This window comes from Pelagibius sp., from assembly GCF_965227505.1.
In the GTDB taxonomy this organism is placed as follows: domain Bacteria; phylum Pseudomonadota; class Alphaproteobacteria; order Kiloniellales; family Kiloniellaceae; genus Pelagibius.
Window position 1 is genome coordinate 3,181,331 of sequence record NZ_OZ245757.1, and the last position, 15,625, is coordinate 3,196,955.

Below are 15,625 nucleotides of genomic sequence, written 5' to 3' on the forward strand. Positions count from 1 at the left end.
GAACCCGCCGGGCAGAGCCCGGACTGACACCAGAGAGGGCATGAGGTTGAAAACGATGAACCGTTGGAACGATGAACCCCGAAACGAAGGCGCCAACTGGCTGGACCGTGCCTTTGCGTACCTACGCAGCCGCACCGCCGACCACTGGCTGATGTTTGCGGTTGGCCTGATCATCGGCGCGATCGTGAGCTAGTAAGAAAGACCTGACCCCAAAGGCGCCGGCGTCCACGCCGGCGGCCGAAGGAATACCGCTCAAGACGAGAATCACGGGCCGAAGACACAGGTCCCTAAGCACAGGCCCCTAAGACAGAAGCCGACAACAAAGGAACTGGAACGATGGGTATTTTCTCCCGCCTCGCCGACATCATCAATTCGAACCTGAACGCCATTCTCGACCGCGCCGAAGAGCCGGAAAAGATCATCCGCCTGGTGATCCAGGAGATGGAAGACACGCTGGTCGAGGTGCGCAGCACCGCCGCCAAGACCATTGCCGAGAAAAAAGAGATCGGCCGCCGCCTGGCGCGTCTGGATGAGGCCCAGCAGAGCTGGGAGGAAAAGGCGGAACTGGCGCTGACCAAGGGCCGCGAGGATCTCGCCAAGGGCGCTCTGGTGGAGAAGGCCAAACTGGCCGAGGCCGCGGCTGCGCTGCAGGCCGAACTGGAGGAGTTGGACGCCCTGCTGCGCCAGGGCGAGACCGACATCGCCAAGCTGGAAGGCAAGCTGCGCGAGGCCAAGGCCAAGCAGCAGGCGCTGACGGCGCGCCACGAAACGGCGGGGTCGCGCCTCAAGGTCCGCCGCACCCTTTACGACGGCCGCGTCGAGGATGCCTTCCAGCGCTTCGAGCAGGTGGAAAAGAAACTCGACGAGGCCGAGGGCGCGGTGGAGGCCTACGACCTCAGCGGCGGCGGCAAGACCCTGGCCGAGGAGATTTCCGAACTGGCCGCGGAGTCGGCGATCGAGGACGAGCTGGCGGCCCTGAAGGCCAAGGTGAAGAAGTCCAAGGAGACCGGCGCGGCGGACAAGGGCTAGGCTACGGGCGCGAGAGGCTAGAAGACCATGGATTTCGAAGTACCGGTCATCCTCTTCCTCGCGGTGGTCGCGCCGATCTGGATCATCGCCCACTACGCGACGCGCTGGCGGGCCACCAAATCGCTGTCCACCGATGAAGAGCAGTTGCTGGAAGAGCTTTGGCAGAGCGCCGAGCGCATGGAGCAGCGCATCAACGCGCTGGAACGCATCCTCGATACCGAGGTGACGGACTGGAGGAAGAAGCTGTGACAGCCGGACCGCACCGTCATGGCCCTGGGCAGGCGCCTAAAGGCCCGGCCCGGCCCAGCCGCCTCTATCGCAACCGGGAAAAGGGCCGCATCGCCGGCGTCTGCGCGGGCCTTGCCGACTATTTCGGCATCAGCACTTTCATCGTGCGACTGGTGGCGGTGATCTCGCTCTTCATGTTCACCTTCCCGACTCTGGTCTGCTACATCCTCGCCACCATCCTCATCGATCCGGCGCCGGAGTTCACCTACCGCTCGGAGGAGGAGAAGGAGTTCTGGCGCCAGGTGCGGCTGAAGCCCAGCGAGTCGCTCTCCCGCCTGCGCCACAAGTTCCGCGACCAGGAACACCGGGTGCGGGCGATGGAGGCCTTCGTCACCTCCTCCGAGGCGCGTCTGCACCGGGAGTTCCGCGACCTCTAAGGCGCGGACCTGCCGGGGCGCAGCCCACAACCGGTAGCACCGGCTACAGGAAACAACAGCCATGAGACGTCCCAGACGCGGGTGGATCGCCGCCCTCGCGGTGATCCCCCTCACCCTGATCGTTGTGATGGTCCATGCCGTCAGCACCTGGGAAGGGGACCCCTTCACCGCGGCCGCGCCGCCGCCCGATCGCGGTTCCGGTCTCGGTCCCAACCCCGGGCCCAATCCTGGACACGGCCAGGTCTTTCGCCTCGATGACGCCGAGACGCGGCGCCTGGGCTGGGACCCGTTCGATCTCGACAGGGTCTTCGGTTACGCCGACGGGCTGGGCAGCGATGTGCTGCTGATTGTCACGGATGGGACGGCGGTTGCGGCCTTGGGTGACCTTGAGACGCCGCGCCCGCTCCACTCCATCCGCAAGGCCCTGCTTTCGGCGCTGGTCGGCCGGCACCTCGGTGCGGGAGAGCGGTCAATCGATCTGGCGGCGAACCTGGCGGACCTCGGCATCGACGATGCGCCGGCTCCGCTGACTCCCCTCCAGCGGCAGGCAACGGTCCTGCATCTGCTGCAGAGCACCTCCGGGATCAATCATGCCGCCGCCGCCGAGGAAGGCCTGGTAGCCGAGAAGAAACGGCGCCTGGGAGAGGGCGAGAACCTGCCGGGGACCATCTGGGCCTACAACAATTGGGACACCAACGCCCTCACGACCGTCTTCGAGATGCGCACCGGCCTGCCGGTCGCCGAGGCCTTCGAAGCCGGGCTTGCAGCGCCGCTCGGCCTGCGCGACCACGCCGCCGGGGCGGTTTCCTATGTCGCCGCGCCCGATCTGTCCCGGCACCGGGCGGCCATGTTCCGGATGTCCGCCCGCGATCTGGCCCGCTTCGGGATGCTCTATCTGCAAAGGGGCGAACTCGATGGCCGGCGGATCCTGCCCGCCGGCTGGGTCGACCGCATTACCGCGGACTATTCGCGGACCGGAATGTCAGGGCTGCGCCATGGCCACGGCTATCTCTGGTGGGTTCCGGCGCCGGACAGCGGTCTGCCGCCCGGCACCTTTTGGGCCTGGGGCCTGGGCCAGCAGGCACTCCTCGTCGTTCCTGCCTGGCGCAGCGTCATTGTCCATCAGGCCGACATGCAGGCCTTCCTCACGCGATTCTTCCAAGCCGTCGAGGAGGACGGACAGGCGCCGGAGGCGGCGCTTGAAATGCTCGCACTGTTTTGTCTCGGCCCGCGGGACCGTCAAACCGCTTTCTGCCGCGACGATCGTCTGATCCTCCGTCACGAATTCGCGCAGCTTGTAAGCCTGATCGCGGCGGCGCGGCGCTGAGCGTTTGATCGGCTCGGCCTGGCAGGTTCGACCGGGCTTCTTCCGCTGGGGTCTCAGTCCTCGTCCAGGGCGTCGCGCGGCAGCGAGTAGACGAGGATCTGGCTGACGTTCTGGCCGTCCTCCGACAAAGGCATCAGGATGCCGTACTCCCGGCGCCAGATACCGGTGGAGGTCGCGAACTCGATCTCCTCGTAGAGGAAGCAGCGCTCGCTCCGGACCAGTTCGTAGGCCTCCATCACGGCTTCCAGGCTGGGGCCCAGAAAGCCCTCGCTCACCAGTTTGCCGGTGGGATCGTGATCGCGCAGGCGGACCTCCTCGGTTCCCACCACCCGGTAGCGCAGAATGGCGCCGCCGCGGTCGTCCACCCCTTCCACATCGATCAGGAGGACGCTGGGCAGGTGGCGCACCACCTGTGCCGGATCGAAATCCCGCCGGCAGGGCATGCGGCGGTCGCCGCGGATGCGGTCCCAGTAATGGAAGATCTCGGCAATCCTGTCCGGGCAGTCCTCCAGGAACGCCCGGTTGGTGCAGCGCCGAGGTCGGCTGCGGGCCGGCTTGCCGAAGTCTTCACTCAGCGCCATGCCGCTCCCCGCTTCTCATGCCCCAAGTGATCCTCTCTTGGCCGCCGCCCGGGCTCCTGCTGAGAGCCGCGCTGCTGAAAGGCGCCCCATCCAAACGCCCCATCCAGAGGCGCCCTGGGCAAAGCAATCCGGCCCGCTTCGCCCCGGCCAATCAGCGGCGCTGACGCCGGAAGCACAGGCGTCACTCCATTCAAGGTCTTAGACAACAAAAGAAATACTACCATGAATAGAAATTCAGACTTGCTTCCGTGAGTTCGGGACTTCAACGTTTAGTCTCGGGAACAATGCTTCACCAGATGCTAAGCACGACTTTGCCCATGCGGGACTATTTGTGACCTATTTTTGCGCGTATTTCAAAACGGAACTGAGCTTTACGGTCTGGACTAGGAAAGCGGTCCGCAGGATTCCTGAAACTGCCGCAAATCCGCCACAGTCTCTGTTCAGCGTGACCGCTGTTCAGCTTGGCTCCGCGCGGCCTCCGGGTGTCCGGGGTGGTGTCGGGGCACTTCCGGCGTTGGGGACCGCTGAGGGAGGGATTCATCGCTTTCGCAGAAAACCGCCGCCGGCGTCAGGGAGCCCGGGCCCTTGTTGGACCCTGGATGGGGCTCTGTGCACCAGGGGAGCGCACGCGTGCTTGGCCGCAGCGTTCAGGCGGCTTAGAAAAGGATGTGATGCAGGCTGGCGCGCGCGGATTGGGCGCGGCAGGCTGGGGAACCGCAGGACCCGGACCCCTGGATCTGCTTAAGTTTCCTCCTTGCGTGAACGACGGCGACTGCAGGCTGCGACGAAGGGTGTGGGGCGCCGGGTTTGGGGCGTCCGGTGTGGGGCGCCGGGGGCAGAAAACGGTGGGGCAGAAAACGTTGGGGCAGAAGTCGGTGGGATGGGCAAAGGTTTGAGGTACAGGTAGGAAGATATGCAAGACACCATCGCGCTGGTCGACGACGACCGCAACATTCTGACGTCGGTGTCCATCGCGCTGGAGGCCGAGGGCTTCAAGGTGCGCACCTACAATGATGGCGCGGAGGCTCTGCGCGGCCTCACCGCCAGCCCGGTGGATCTGGCGGTGCTCGACATCAAGATGCCGCGGATGGATGGCATGGAACTGCTGGGCCACCTGCGCAAGACCTCGAACCTGCCGATTATCTTCCTGACCTCCAAGGACGACGAGATCGACGAGGTGCTGGGTCTGCGCATGGGGGCCGACGACTACATCACCAAGCCGTTCTCCCAACGCCTGTTGATCGAGCGGATCCGCGCCCTGCTGCGCCGTGAGAAAGGCGGCGAAGACGGCATGCCCGGGGCGTCCGGCGGCGAGGCGCCCATCGTGCGCGGCGAGCTGACGCTGGACCCGGCGCGCCATCTCTGCACCTGGAAGGACGAACGCATCAATCTGACGGTGACCGAGTTTCTGATTCTGAAGGCGCTGGCGCTGCGTCCGGGCCACGTGAAGAACCGCGACCAGCTGATGGACGCTGCTTATGGCGAGTCCATCTACGTTGACGACCGCACCATCGACAGCCACATCAAGCGCCTGCGCAAGAAGTTCCGGGATGCCGACGACTCCTTCCAGCAGATCGAGACGCTCTATGGCGTCGGCTATCGTTATCGCGAACCGTGACCGGCCCCGCATCCCTGCGGTGCGGCGGCATTACCGGCCGGGAGCGCGCGTGAAAGTCGCCCCGTTCAGGTGCCTGCCGTTCAGGTGCCTGCTGCTCAGGCGCCTTTCGCCATGGTGACCACGGAAAACAGGACCGGCGGCCCGCCCGACGCGCCGGTCGGCGGCTTGGTGCCGGGCGGGGAAGCGCCGGCGCGCCGGCGCGCCGAACAGGTCGACGAGGAGGCGGCAGGCACCCGCAGCCCGCCGCGCCGCCGCCGGCGCCTGCGCTCGCCGCTGACCCGCCGCATTCTCACCATCAACGTGCTGGTCCTCCTGATCCCGGTGCTGGGCCTGCTGCATCTTGACCAGTACCGCGAGAGCCTGATCGCCGCGGAACTGGATTCCCTGCGCATCCAGGGACGCGCTTTTTCACTGTCCCTGGGCAGCACCGCTGTGGTCGCCACCCAGGTCGGCGACGAGCAGCTGTTGCCGGAAGTCACGCGCAACCTGATGCGGGTGCTGCTGGTGGACACCGGCGTGCGCGCCCGGATCTTCGCGCGCTCGGGCGATCTGCTGGCGGACAGCTTCGTGCTCGGCGGACCCGGCGGCAAGGTGCAGGTCGTTGCCCTGCCGCCCGACGACAAGAGCGGTCTCAGCTTCCTCGGCCGGCTCTACGAGGCGGTGCTGAAGTGGGTTCCGGGCAAGGACGACTTTCCGCTCTACCGCGAAGAGCCGGTGCAGCAGGCCCTGCATTACGGCGAGGTCGGCGGCGCCCTTGCGGGCGACAGCCCCGGCATGGTGCGCGTCGACCGCCAGGGGCGCCTCGTGCTCTCCATCGCCGTACCGGTGCAGCGCTACCGGCAGATTCTGGGCGCGCTGATGCTGTCCAAGGACGGCGCGGACATCGATGCGGCGGTTGACGACCGGCGCCGGGACATTCTCATCGTCTTCGGCCTTGCCCTGGGGGTGACCGTCCTGCTGTCGCTCTATCTCGCCGGCACCATCGCGCGGCCGATCCGCCGCCTGGCCCAGGCCGCCGACCGGGTCCGCTACGGCAAGGGCAGGCAGTTCGAGATTCCCGACTTCCGCCGCCGCGGCGACGAGATCGGCGATCTTTCCGATGCCCTGCGTTCAATGACCGAGGCGCTGTGGAACCGGATGGACGCCATCGAAGCCTTCGCGGCCGACGTTTCCCACGAGATCAAGAATCCCCTGACCTCGCTGCGCAGCGCTGTCGAGACGGTGGCCCGCGTGGAAGACCCGGAACAGCAGCGGCGCCTGATGTCGATCATCCTCGACGACGTGCATCGCCTCGACCGGCTGATCAGCGACATCTCGGATGCTTCGCGGCTGGACGCTGAACTCTCGCGGGCGGAGAGCGAGTCCGTGGACGTCGGCGAGCTGCTGCGCGCCCTGGCCTCGCTGCACGAAACGGTCGACGCCGATGACGGTCCGCGCTTCGTCCTCGACATGGTCGACCATCAGAACCTGCGCGTTCTGGGTATGGAGGCGCGGCTTGGCCAGGTCTTCCGCAACCTGATCACCAATGCCATCACCTTTTCTCCGCCGGGGGGCACCATCCGCCTGTCGGCCCTGCGCCAGGGTGAGGAGATCGAGATCTCGGTCTGCGACGACGGCCCGGGCATTCCCGAGGGCAAGCTGGAGGCGGTGTTCGAGCGCTTCTACAGCGAGCGCCCGGCGGGCGAGAAGTTCGGGACGCATTCCGGCCTGGGCCTGTCCATTTCAAAGCAGATCGTCGAAGCCCATGGCGGCATCATCGAGGCTGAAAACCGTTGCGATGCCGACGGAGAGGTGGTGGGCGCCTGCTTTGTCGTCGTCCTGCCGGCCGAGTGAGCCCGGCGCGGCCGGCCTTTGAGCACGACGATGGGGGACGATGCCGGTGAACGATGATCGGGCGCCGGAGCAGAATCTCCACGCGACGACGATAGCGCTCGGCGACTGGGCGGTGGCGCTGCTGGGTCCGCCCGGCGCCGGCAAGTCCGACCTGGCGCTGCGCATGATCGACCAGGGCGCGGTTCTGGTCAGCGACGATCAGACCCTGCTGCAGGCCGCTGCCGGCCGTCTCGTCGCGCGGCCGCCGGAGAGCATTGCCGGCAAGCTGGAAGTGCGCGGACTGGGCATTGTCGAGATGCCGCATCGTGCCTCCGCGCCGCTCGCGCTGCTGGTGGAGTTGCGTCCCCGGGCGGAGATCGAGCGGCTGCCCACGCCCCGGCAGCGCCGGCTTCACGGAGTCGATCTGCCGGTCATCGCTCTCGATCCGAGCGGCATCTCCGCACCGGAGAAGCTGCGCCTTGCACTGCGGCATGCGGCCGCGCTTATAATGCGCGCCTTTGCGGACGAGGCGTCCGCCGTCGTCGGCGGGAACGAAAAGATCCTGCGTGGCGGAACCCCCGTCGGCGGAACCCCTGGCGGCGATACCTTTGGCGGCGATACCTTTGGCGGTGCGACTGTGAGCGATCAGACAGTGACCGAAGCACGAGGGGAAAGCCGCGAGGCGCTGCCGCTGGTGCTGGTGACCGGCATGTCCGGGGCCGGCCGCTCGACGGCACTGCGTATCCTCGAAGACGAGGGCTACGAAGCCATCGACAACCTGCCGCTCAGCCTGCTCGATGCCGTGGTCGGGGAGGTGGGTCTCAAGCGGCCGATTGCCGTGGGCGTCGACATCCGCACGCGGGACTTTGCCGTCGGGCCCGTCGTGGACCAGCTCGATGCGCTGGCCCGCAATCCGCGCTTTGCCACCACGCTGCTGTTCGTGGACTGCGAGGACGAGGTTCTGGGGCGGCGCTTTACGGAGACCCGCCGCCGCCATCCTCTGGCGCAGGACCGGCCGGTGGCCGACGGCATCGCCGCGGAGCGCCGCCTGGTCGCGCCCCTGCGCGAACGCGCCGACATGATGATCGATTCCTCGCGCCTGACCCCGGCGGACTTCCGCGCCCAGCTGCTCGGCCATGTCGGCCTTGCCGGCGGCAGCGGCATGGCGGTCTTCGTCACCTCCTTCTCCTTCCGCCAGGGCCTGCCGCGGGAAGCGGACCTGGTTTTCGACGTGCGCTTTCTGGCGAATCCGCATTACGACCCCGATCTGCGCCCGCTCTCGGGCCGCGACGAGGCGGTGGCGGCCTATGTGGCGCGTGACCCCGGTTTCACCCCTTTCTTCGACCATCTGACGCATATGCTGGCGCCCTTGCTGCCGCGCTATGAGCGGGAGGGCAAGAGCTACCTGACCATCGCCATCGGTTGCACCGGTGGGCGCCACCGCTCCGTCTTCACCGCGGAACGGCTCGCCGCATGGTTGGCCGAGCAGGGCCGCCCTGTGCATCTGGGCCACCGCGACATTGCCCGCGATCCGCAGCGGGCCCCTCCGGCGGGCCGATGAAAGACGGCGCGATCCGGCGGAGTGAAGGCGGTCCGGAAATAAACTGACGGTTGATATCGGCCATTGACCGGGGGCATCGCTTCGGGTCCTTATCATGACAATAAGGCTTGACCCGCCGCCGTGGGGTCGCTGCGGTAGGGGCAGCCGTCAAAGCCGGCAGGGAGCAAAGAATGATCGGTCTTGTCTTGGTAACCCATGGGCGCCTCGCGGTAGAGTTCGTCCAGGCCCTGGAGCACGTCGTCGGGCCGCAGGAGAACGTCACCGCGATCTGTATCGGACCGGAGGACGATATGGAGCAGCGCCGCCAGGACATCATCGATGCCGTGTCCGGCGCCGAGCAGGGCGACGGCGTGGTCCTGCTGACCGACATGTTCGGCGGCACGCCGTCCAACCTGGCGATCTCCGTTCTCGACAAGGGCCGTGTCGAGGTGATCGCCGGCATAAACCTGCCTATGCTCATCAAGCTCACCGGGCTGCGCAACACCGCCAACCTGGCCGAGGCCGTCACCCAGGCGCAGCTGGCCGGACGCAAATACATCAACGTGGCCTCCCAGCTCCTGGAATCGGATCGGGACTGATGGACAAGCCGCTTGAGGCCCAGGGGTCCGGCGCCGCGGACCGCATCACCCGGCGCCTGACGATTCAGAACCAGAAGGGCCTGCACGCGCGGGCCGCCGCCAAGTTCGTCAAGCTGGCGGAATCCTTCGATGCCCAGATCACGGTGATCAAGAGCGGCACGCGGGTGTCGGGCTGCTCGATCATGGGCCTGATGATGCTGGCTGCCGGTCCGGGCTGCGAGATCGACGTCGAAGCCAGCGGCCTGGGGGCGGCCCAGGCGGTCGACGCGCTGGCCCGGCTGGTCAACGGCAAGTTCGATGAAGACGGCTAGCAAAGGCCGCCGCCGGCCCCGCGAACAGGTCTTCGAAGGGCTGGCCGTCTCTCCCGGTGTGGGCATCGGGCCGGCCTTCGTGCGGGAATCCGGGGACCTGCACGTCCCCGAGTACCAGGTGCCCGCCGGGCGGGTGCGCCGCGAGAAGAAGCGCTTCGCCGATGCCACGGCCAAGGCCGTCCGCCAGGTCGGCAAGCTGAAGGCCAAGTCCCTCGGCATTCACGGGCTTGCCGCCGAAGAGCTCGGCTACCTGCTCGATGCCCACCTGCAGATGCTGAAGTCACGCCGGCTCATCGGCGGCATCGAAGCGCGTATCGAAAAGGAACGCCGCAATGCCGAGGCGGCGGTGATGTCGGAAATCTCGGCCCTGGCGCAGGAATTCGTCGCCATGGAGGACGACTACCTGAGCGCCCGCGCCGATGACGTGCGCGAGGTGGGTCACCGCATCCTGCGCAACCTCACAGACACGGCCTACCGCGGCTTCGGCGGCGTCGAGAAGGGCAGCATTGTCATTGCCGAGGAGATTTCGCCTGCCGATACCGCGCTGATGGACCCGGAGCAGATTGCCGGTTTCGCCTGCGTTATGGGCGGCGCCGAGGGCCATACCGCCATCATGGCGCGGTCCCTCGGCCTGCCGGCGGTCCTGGGGGTCGCCGGGCTGATCCCGGCCATCAGGTCCGGCGACATGCTCATCGTCGACGGCAGCAGCGGCCTTGTGATCCTGAACCCCACGGGCAAACGCCTCGCCGCCTATCAGAAGCGCCTCAAGGCGATGGCGCGCGAGGCCCGCTCGCTGGCGCGCCTGCGCGACATCCCCGCCGAGACGCGCGACGGTCAGCGTATCCTCATGGAGGTCAACCTGGAACTGCCGCGCGAAGCCGCCCAGGCCACCGTGGTGGGCGCCGAGGGGGTCGGCCTGCTGCGCACCGAGTTCTTCTATATGAACCGCGACGACCTGCCGGACGAGGAGGAGCAGTACACCGAGCTGGCGAAGATCGTGAAGGCCATGAAGGGCCGGCCGGTGACGGTCCGTACGCTGGATGTCGGGGGCGAGAAGCTGGCCTCCTCCCTGGGCGATCATCTCGGCGAGGCCCAGAATCCGGCGCTGGGCCTGCGCGCCATCCGGCTGTCGCTGAAGGAACCCAAGTTGTTGCGCACCCAACTGGCGGCGATGCTGCGCGCCGCCGCCCATGGGCCCTTGCGCATTCTGCTGCCGATGATCTCCACCCCTGGGGAGATCGTTGCCGTGCGCAAGGAGCTGGAGAAGACCGCCCGGCGTCTGCGCCGCCGGGGTCTGGAGGTTGCCGAACCCCTGCCGCCGCTGGGGGTGATGATCGAGGTGCCGGGGGCGGCGCTGGCGGCCGACTCCCTCGCCCAGAACTGCGACTTCTTCGCCATCGGCACCAACGACCTGACCATGTACACCCTGGCCATCGACCGCGGCGAGGAGCAGGTCGCCTATCTCTACAACCCCCTGCACCCGGCGGTGCTGCGGCTGATCCAGTTCTCCGTCGAGGCGGCCCTGCGCGCCCGCATCCCGGTCTCGGTCTGCGGCGAGATGGCCGGCGATCCGCGCTTCACGGCGCTGCTGCTGGGCCTTGGTGTGCGCGAGCTTTCGATGACGGTCAAGGCGGTCCCGCGGGTCAAGAGCCGCATCCTGGGCCTGGATATGCAGGCCGCCGCCCGGCGCGCCCAGATGATCATGGACCAGGTCGACAGCACCCGCATCGCCACCTTGGTGGACGACTTCAACGAAACCGTCGCCTGACCCCGATTCCCGCCGTACTCGCCGCATCCGGCGCGCCTGACGCGAATTGGCCGGAATGCGAAATCGCCCGGCGCGCCCGGCTGCGCTTCCTCCGGCGGGCGGCCTTGCGGCGCGCCTCTTTCGCTGTTAAATGACCGGCTCCATACGCCGGAGAGCGGGCAACTGGGCACGCGCCGGCACTCAGTCTCTTGGCATCGCAGATCAATGGTGCCGTGCGCCGGAACAGGGCCAGGCCGCCTGCCGCGGGCAGGCATGGTCGCCCGGGCGGCATGCAGGAAGGAAAGACAGCATGGCCGAGTTCAACGACTACGAAGTCGCCGACATTTCCCTCGCCGACTGGGGCCGCAAGGAACTGGACATCGCCGAGACCGAGATGCCGGGGCTGATGGCCCTGCGCGAAGAGTTCGGCGGAGCACAGCCCTTGAAGGGCGCGCGGATCGCCGGTTCGCTGCACATGACGATCCAGACGGCGGTGCTCATCGAGACGCTGAAGGCGCTGGGCGCCGACCTCCGCTGGGCTTCCTGCAATGTTTTTTCGACCCAGGATCATGCCGCCGCGGCCATAGCCGCCGCCGGCATTCCCGTCTTTGCCTTCAAGGGCGAGAGTCTTGAGGAATACTGGGAATTCACCCACCGCATCTTCGAGTGGAGCGACGGCGGCACGCCGAACATGATCCTCGACGACGGCGGCGACGCAACCCTGCTCATCCACCTCGGCATGAAGGCGGAGAAGGACCTTTCGGTGGTCGGCAATCCGACCAACGACGAGGAGGAAGCGCTCTTCGCCGCCATCAAGAAGCGGGTGGCTGAGAAGCCCGGCTGGTACAGCACCCTGGGCCAGGCGATCCGCGGCGTGACCGAGGAGACCACCACCGGCGTGCACCGGCTCTACGAGATGCAGAAGAACGGCAGTCTGCTGTTCCCGGCGATCAACGTGAACGACTCGGTCACCAAGTCCAAGTTCGACAACAAGTACGGCTGCCGCGAGAGCCTGGTCGACGCCATTCGCCGCGGAACCGACGTGATGATGGCCGGCAAGGTCGCCGCCGTGGCCGGCTTCGGCGACGTCGGCAAGGGCTCGGCGGAATCCCTGCGCTCGGCCGGTTGCCGCGTGGTGGTGACCGAAGCCGATCCGATCTGCGCCCTGCAGGCGGCCATGGAAGGCTACGAGGTGGTCACCATGGAGCAGGCGGCCCCCCAGGCCGACATCTTCGTCACCGCCACCGGCAACGTCGATGTCATCACCGTCGACCACATGCGCGAGATGAAGGACCGGGCCATCGTCTGCAACATCGGCCACTTCGATTCCGAGATCCAGGTCGGGGCGCTGCGCAACTTCAAGTGGGATAACATCAAGCCCCAGGTCGACCAGATCGAATTCCCGGACGGCAAGAAGATCATCCTGTTGGCCGAAGGCCGCCTGGTGAACCTGGGTGTGGCCACGGGCCATCCGAGCTTCGTCATGAGCGCCTCCTTCACCAACCAGGTACTGGCGCAGATGGAGCTCTGGTCCAATGCCGAGAAGTACGGCAAGACCGTCGCCGTGCTGCCCAAGCACCTGGACGAAAAGGTGGCCGCGCTGCATCTGGAGAAGGTCGGCGCCACCCTCACCAAGCTCAGCCAGAAGCAGGCCGACTACATCGGCGTCAACGTCGACGGCCCGCACAAGCCCGACGCCTACCGCTACTGAGCCCTGTCGCCGCTGAGCGCCCTCATTGCTGAGCGCCGCCACGGCGGGTCGGACCCGCAGGCCCTGCCTGACACGTTGCGGTGCCGGGGCGCCCAGCGCCGCCTTGCCGCTGCGTGCGCTTGGGCTTAGACTCCCGGACTGTGACAGGGGGCACGACATCCGTTCGGAAGGCCCGGTGCGACCGGGGGCTCTTCCGGCCCGAAGCTGAACCGCAGGCGGCCATGGGCCTTGCGGCGGCCGGGCGGGGCCTTGGCCTGAGGCCCGGTGGGGACGGGCTTGGCTGAGACGATGGAACTGCTCTGGCTGATCCTGCTGTTGCTGGCCCTTGTGGCCCTCGGGCTCTGCATCTGGCAGCTCCGCGATACCCGCAGCCGTCTGCAGGCCGGCGAGGCCCGCGCGCGCGAGGCCGAAAATGACGCCGCAGCCCTGGCCGCCCAGCTTTCAGCCGCACCTTCGCCCCGCCTGCTGATCGGTGCTGCCGGTGGCGACCCGGTCGCACAGCCCGACGCCGCGGCCATGGCGGCGCTGCTGGGTCTCGACACACAGTCAGATGTGAGCCTGGCGCTGCTGCTGGAGCGGCTGGGCGAGGCTTCCCGAAGCACCCTGGAGACAGCCCTGCAGGGCCTGGAGCGCGAGCGCGAGGCCTTTGACATCCGTGTACGCCTGGGCGACCGGGCCCAGGTGCTGCGGCTGCGGGGGCAGCCCGCGCAGACTGATGAAAGCGCACCCGCAGTGCTGTGGCTGGAGGATGTGAGCGAGATCGCGCGCCAGGAGGCGGCGGTGAAGGCGCGGGCCAAGCAGCAGCGCGCCATCCTGGATGCCCTGCCCCTGGCGCTCTGGCTGCGCGACGAGGAAGGAGCTCTCGTCGACTGCAACCGGGCCTATGCCGCGGCGGTGGACCGCGCCGTGCCGGAGGCCGTCGCGCAGGGCGCGGAGTTTCTCGGCAAGGCCAAGGCCGGTGCCGCCCGCGCGCTGGCCGAACAGGCCCGCAGCAGCGGCGAGGCCAGTGCCGAGACCCATCATGTTGTGATCGACGGCGCGCGGCGCCTGATGGAGGTCTGCGAACTGCCCTTCGGCGGCAAGGGTGCGAACAGGGGCACTTTGGGTTTTGCCATCGACCGCACCCAGCTTGAAGAGGTACAGGCCGAACTCGGCCGTTACATCCGCGTCCAGTCGGAGATGCTGGAGAACCTCTCCACCGCCATCGCCATTTTCGGCCGCGACCTGCGGCTGATGTTCGCCAACACCGCCTACGCCCGCCTCTGGGACATCGACGAGGGCTTCCTGCAGAGCAACCCGCATCTGGGCGACGTTCTGGAAGCGCTGAGGGAGCGCCGGCGGTTCCCGGAGTATCCGAACTTCCCGGCCTACAAGAAAGAGGTGCTGCAGAAGTACGCCACCCTCATCGCGCAGGAGGAGGAACTGGTCCACCTGCCCGACGGCTCGACGCTGCGCATGGTGGTCACGCCCCATCCCTTCGGCGGCATCCTGCTGTCTTACGAGGACGTCACCGACCGCCTGGCGCTGGAGCGGTCGTACAACACCCTGACCGAGGTCCAGCGGGAGACCATCGACAACCTCCACGAAGGCGTGGCGGTCTATGGCGCCGACGGGCGTCTGAAGCTCTTCAATCCCGGCCTTTGCCGGATCTGGCACCTGGACGCGGACTTCCTGAACGGCGAGCCGCATATCCGCGACGTGCTGCCCCAGGCCCGCTACCTCTTCCCGGTGGCTGACGAGGACTGGGAAGACTTCGCCACCCGGGTGGTCGCCCGCACCACCGAGCCGGAGGTGCGCAGCGGCCGCCACGAACGCACCGACGGCGCGGTGATCGACTGGGGCCAGGTGCCGCTGCCCGACGGCGGCGTGCTGTTCAGCTTCATCGACGTCACCGATACCATCCGTGTCGAGCGCGCGCTGATCGAGCGCAACGAGGCGCTGGAGACCGCCGACCGCCTGAAGTCGGAGTTCATCGCCAACATCTCCTATGAGCTGCGCACGCCGCTGAACGCCATCATCGGCTTTGCCGAGGTGCTGGAGAACCAATTCTTCGGCGAACTGAACGAGCGCCAGCTGGAATACAGCCATGCCATCGTGCAGTCCTCCCAGCAGCTCATCGCGCTGATCAACGACATCCTCGATCTCGCCTCCATCGAGGCCGGCTACCTGCATCTCGATCTGCAGCCGATCAACGTCTATACCCTGCTGGAGTCGATCTACACCCTGGGCCGCGAACGCGCCCACAGCCGCGAGATCGACCTGCGCCTGGAGTGCACGGAAGACGCGGGCGAGCTGCTGGCCGACGGGCGGCGGCTGCGCCAGGCGCTCTTTAACCTGCTCTCCAACGCGCTGAAGTTCACCAAGGAAGGCGGCGTCGTCACCCTGACCGCGCGCCGGGTCGAGGGCGAGATGCAGTTGGAGGTCTCGGACACCGGGATCGGCATTCCGGCCGAAGATCAGGCGCGCGTTTTCGGCAGCTTCGAACGGGGTTCGGGCGACAATCGCCAGGCCGGTGCGGGGCTGGGCCTTTCCCTGGTGAAGAGCCTGATCGAACTGCACGGCGGCCAGGTGGAACTGGACTCCGAGGTCGGCGGCGGCACCCGGGTGATCTGCCATGTCCCCATCGCCGCGCCGCCTGTCGCCCGCGATGACAAGGAAGCGCCCCGCGACGTCGCGTGAAGGCGG

At 67.3% G+C, this 15,625-nt stretch carries 14 protein-coding genes; 13 read left to right on the forward strand and 1 reads right to left on the reverse strand.

Translation table 11 applies throughout. The features are described from left to right. Positions 1-40 precede the first annotated feature (40 nt). From ACO06P_RS15175 to ACO06P_RS15195, 5 genes are all read left to right on the forward strand, one after another. The gene (locus ACO06P_RS15175) at positions 41-193 is read left to right on the forward strand and encodes a hypothetical protein (RefSeq protein ID WP_420346074.1); all 153 of its coding nucleotides are present in this window, start codon (positions 41-43) and stop codon (positions 191-193) included. A gap of 143 nt (positions 194-336) precedes the next feature. Then, entirely contained in the window at positions 337-1,029 is a 693-nt protein-coding gene (gene pspA, locus ACO06P_RS15180) for a phage shock protein PspA (RefSeq protein ID WP_420346075.1), read from the forward strand. Between the two features lie 27 nt (positions 1,030-1,056). After that, positions 1,057-1,278: an envelope stress response membrane protein PspB gene (gene pspB / locus ACO06P_RS15185; RefSeq protein WP_420346076.1), complete on the forward strand. Its 222-nt coding sequence runs from the start codon at positions 1,057-1,059 to the stop codon at positions 1,276-1,278. Further along, positions 1,275-1,694, forward strand: coding sequence for an envelope stress response membrane protein PspC (gene pspC / locus ACO06P_RS15190; RefSeq protein WP_420346077.1), 420 nt, complete (start codon positions 1,275-1,277; stop codon positions 1,692-1,694). The genes pspB and pspC overlap by 4 nt, the downstream gene beginning before the upstream one ends. A 61-nt stretch (positions 1,695-1,755) precedes the next feature. Beyond that, complete coding sequence (locus ACO06P_RS15195) at positions 1,756-3,021, forward strand: serine hydrolase domain-containing protein (RefSeq protein ID WP_420346078.1); 1,266 nt, start codon at positions 1,756-1,758, stop codon at positions 3,019-3,021. A gap of 53 nt (positions 3,022-3,074) precedes the next feature. On the opposite strand, the gene ACO06P_RS15200 is transcribed toward ACO06P_RS15195, so the two are convergent. Then, the gene (locus ACO06P_RS15200) at positions 3,075-3,602 is read right to left on the reverse strand and encodes a PAS domain-containing protein (RefSeq protein WP_420346079.1); all 528 of its coding nucleotides are present in this window, start codon (positions 3,600-3,602) and stop codon (positions 3,075-3,077) included. 913 nt (positions 3,603-4,515) lie between these two features. On the opposite strand from ACO06P_RS15200, the gene ACO06P_RS15205 reads away from it, so the two are divergent. From ACO06P_RS15205 to ACO06P_RS15240, 8 genes are all read left to right on the forward strand, one after another. After that, positions 4,516-5,220 carry a response regulator transcription factor gene (locus ACO06P_RS15205; protein WP_420346080.1) on the forward strand — a complete coding sequence of 235 codons (705 nt, stop codon included), beginning with the start codon at positions 4,516-4,518 and terminating at the stop codon, positions 5,218-5,220. An 84-nt stretch (positions 5,221-5,304) separates the two neighbouring features. Beyond that, positions 5,305-7,053 carry a stimulus-sensing domain-containing protein gene (locus ACO06P_RS15210; RefSeq protein ID WP_421938127.1) on the forward strand — a complete coding sequence of 583 codons (1,749 nt, stop codon included), beginning with the start codon at positions 5,305-5,307 and terminating at the stop codon, positions 7,051-7,053. Between the two features lie 46 nt (positions 7,054-7,099). Continuing rightward, on the forward strand, positions 7,100-8,593 hold the full coding sequence (gene rapZ / locus ACO06P_RS15215) for an RNase adapter RapZ (RefSeq protein WP_420346082.1): 1,494 nt from the start codon (positions 7,100-7,102) through the stop codon (positions 8,591-8,593). Positions 8,594-8,763: 170 nt separating this feature from the next. After that, positions 8,764-9,171, forward strand: a complete 408-nt coding sequence (locus ACO06P_RS15220; protein ID WP_420346083.1) for a PTS sugar transporter subunit IIA — start codon at positions 8,764-8,766, stop codon at positions 9,169-9,171. After that, positions 9,171-9,482 (forward strand): HPr family phosphocarrier protein, encoded by a 312-nt coding sequence (locus ACO06P_RS15225; RefSeq protein WP_420346084.1) that lies wholly within the window; start codon positions 9,171-9,173, stop codon positions 9,480-9,482. The genes ACO06P_RS15220 and ACO06P_RS15225 overlap by 1 nt, the downstream gene beginning before the upstream one ends. After that, a complete protein-coding gene (gene ptsP, locus ACO06P_RS15230; RefSeq protein ID WP_420346085.1) occupies positions 9,469-11,250 on the forward strand; it encodes a phosphoenolpyruvate--protein phosphotransferase in 1,782 nt (593 codons plus the stop codon). The genes ACO06P_RS15225 and ptsP overlap by 14 nt, the downstream gene beginning before the upstream one ends. A 289-nt stretch (positions 11,251-11,539) precedes the next feature. Further along, the gene (gene ahcY / locus ACO06P_RS15235; protein WP_420346086.1) at positions 11,540-12,940 is read left to right on the forward strand and encodes an adenosylhomocysteinase; all 1,401 of its coding nucleotides are present in this window, start codon (positions 11,540-11,542) and stop codon (positions 12,938-12,940) included. Between the two features lie 276 nt (positions 12,941-13,216). Then, positions 13,217-15,619, forward strand: a complete 2,403-nt coding sequence (locus tag ACO06P_RS15240) for an ATP-binding protein (RefSeq protein ID WP_420346087.1) — start codon at positions 13,217-13,219, stop codon at positions 15,617-15,619. Positions 15,620-15,625 lie beyond the last annotated feature (6 nt).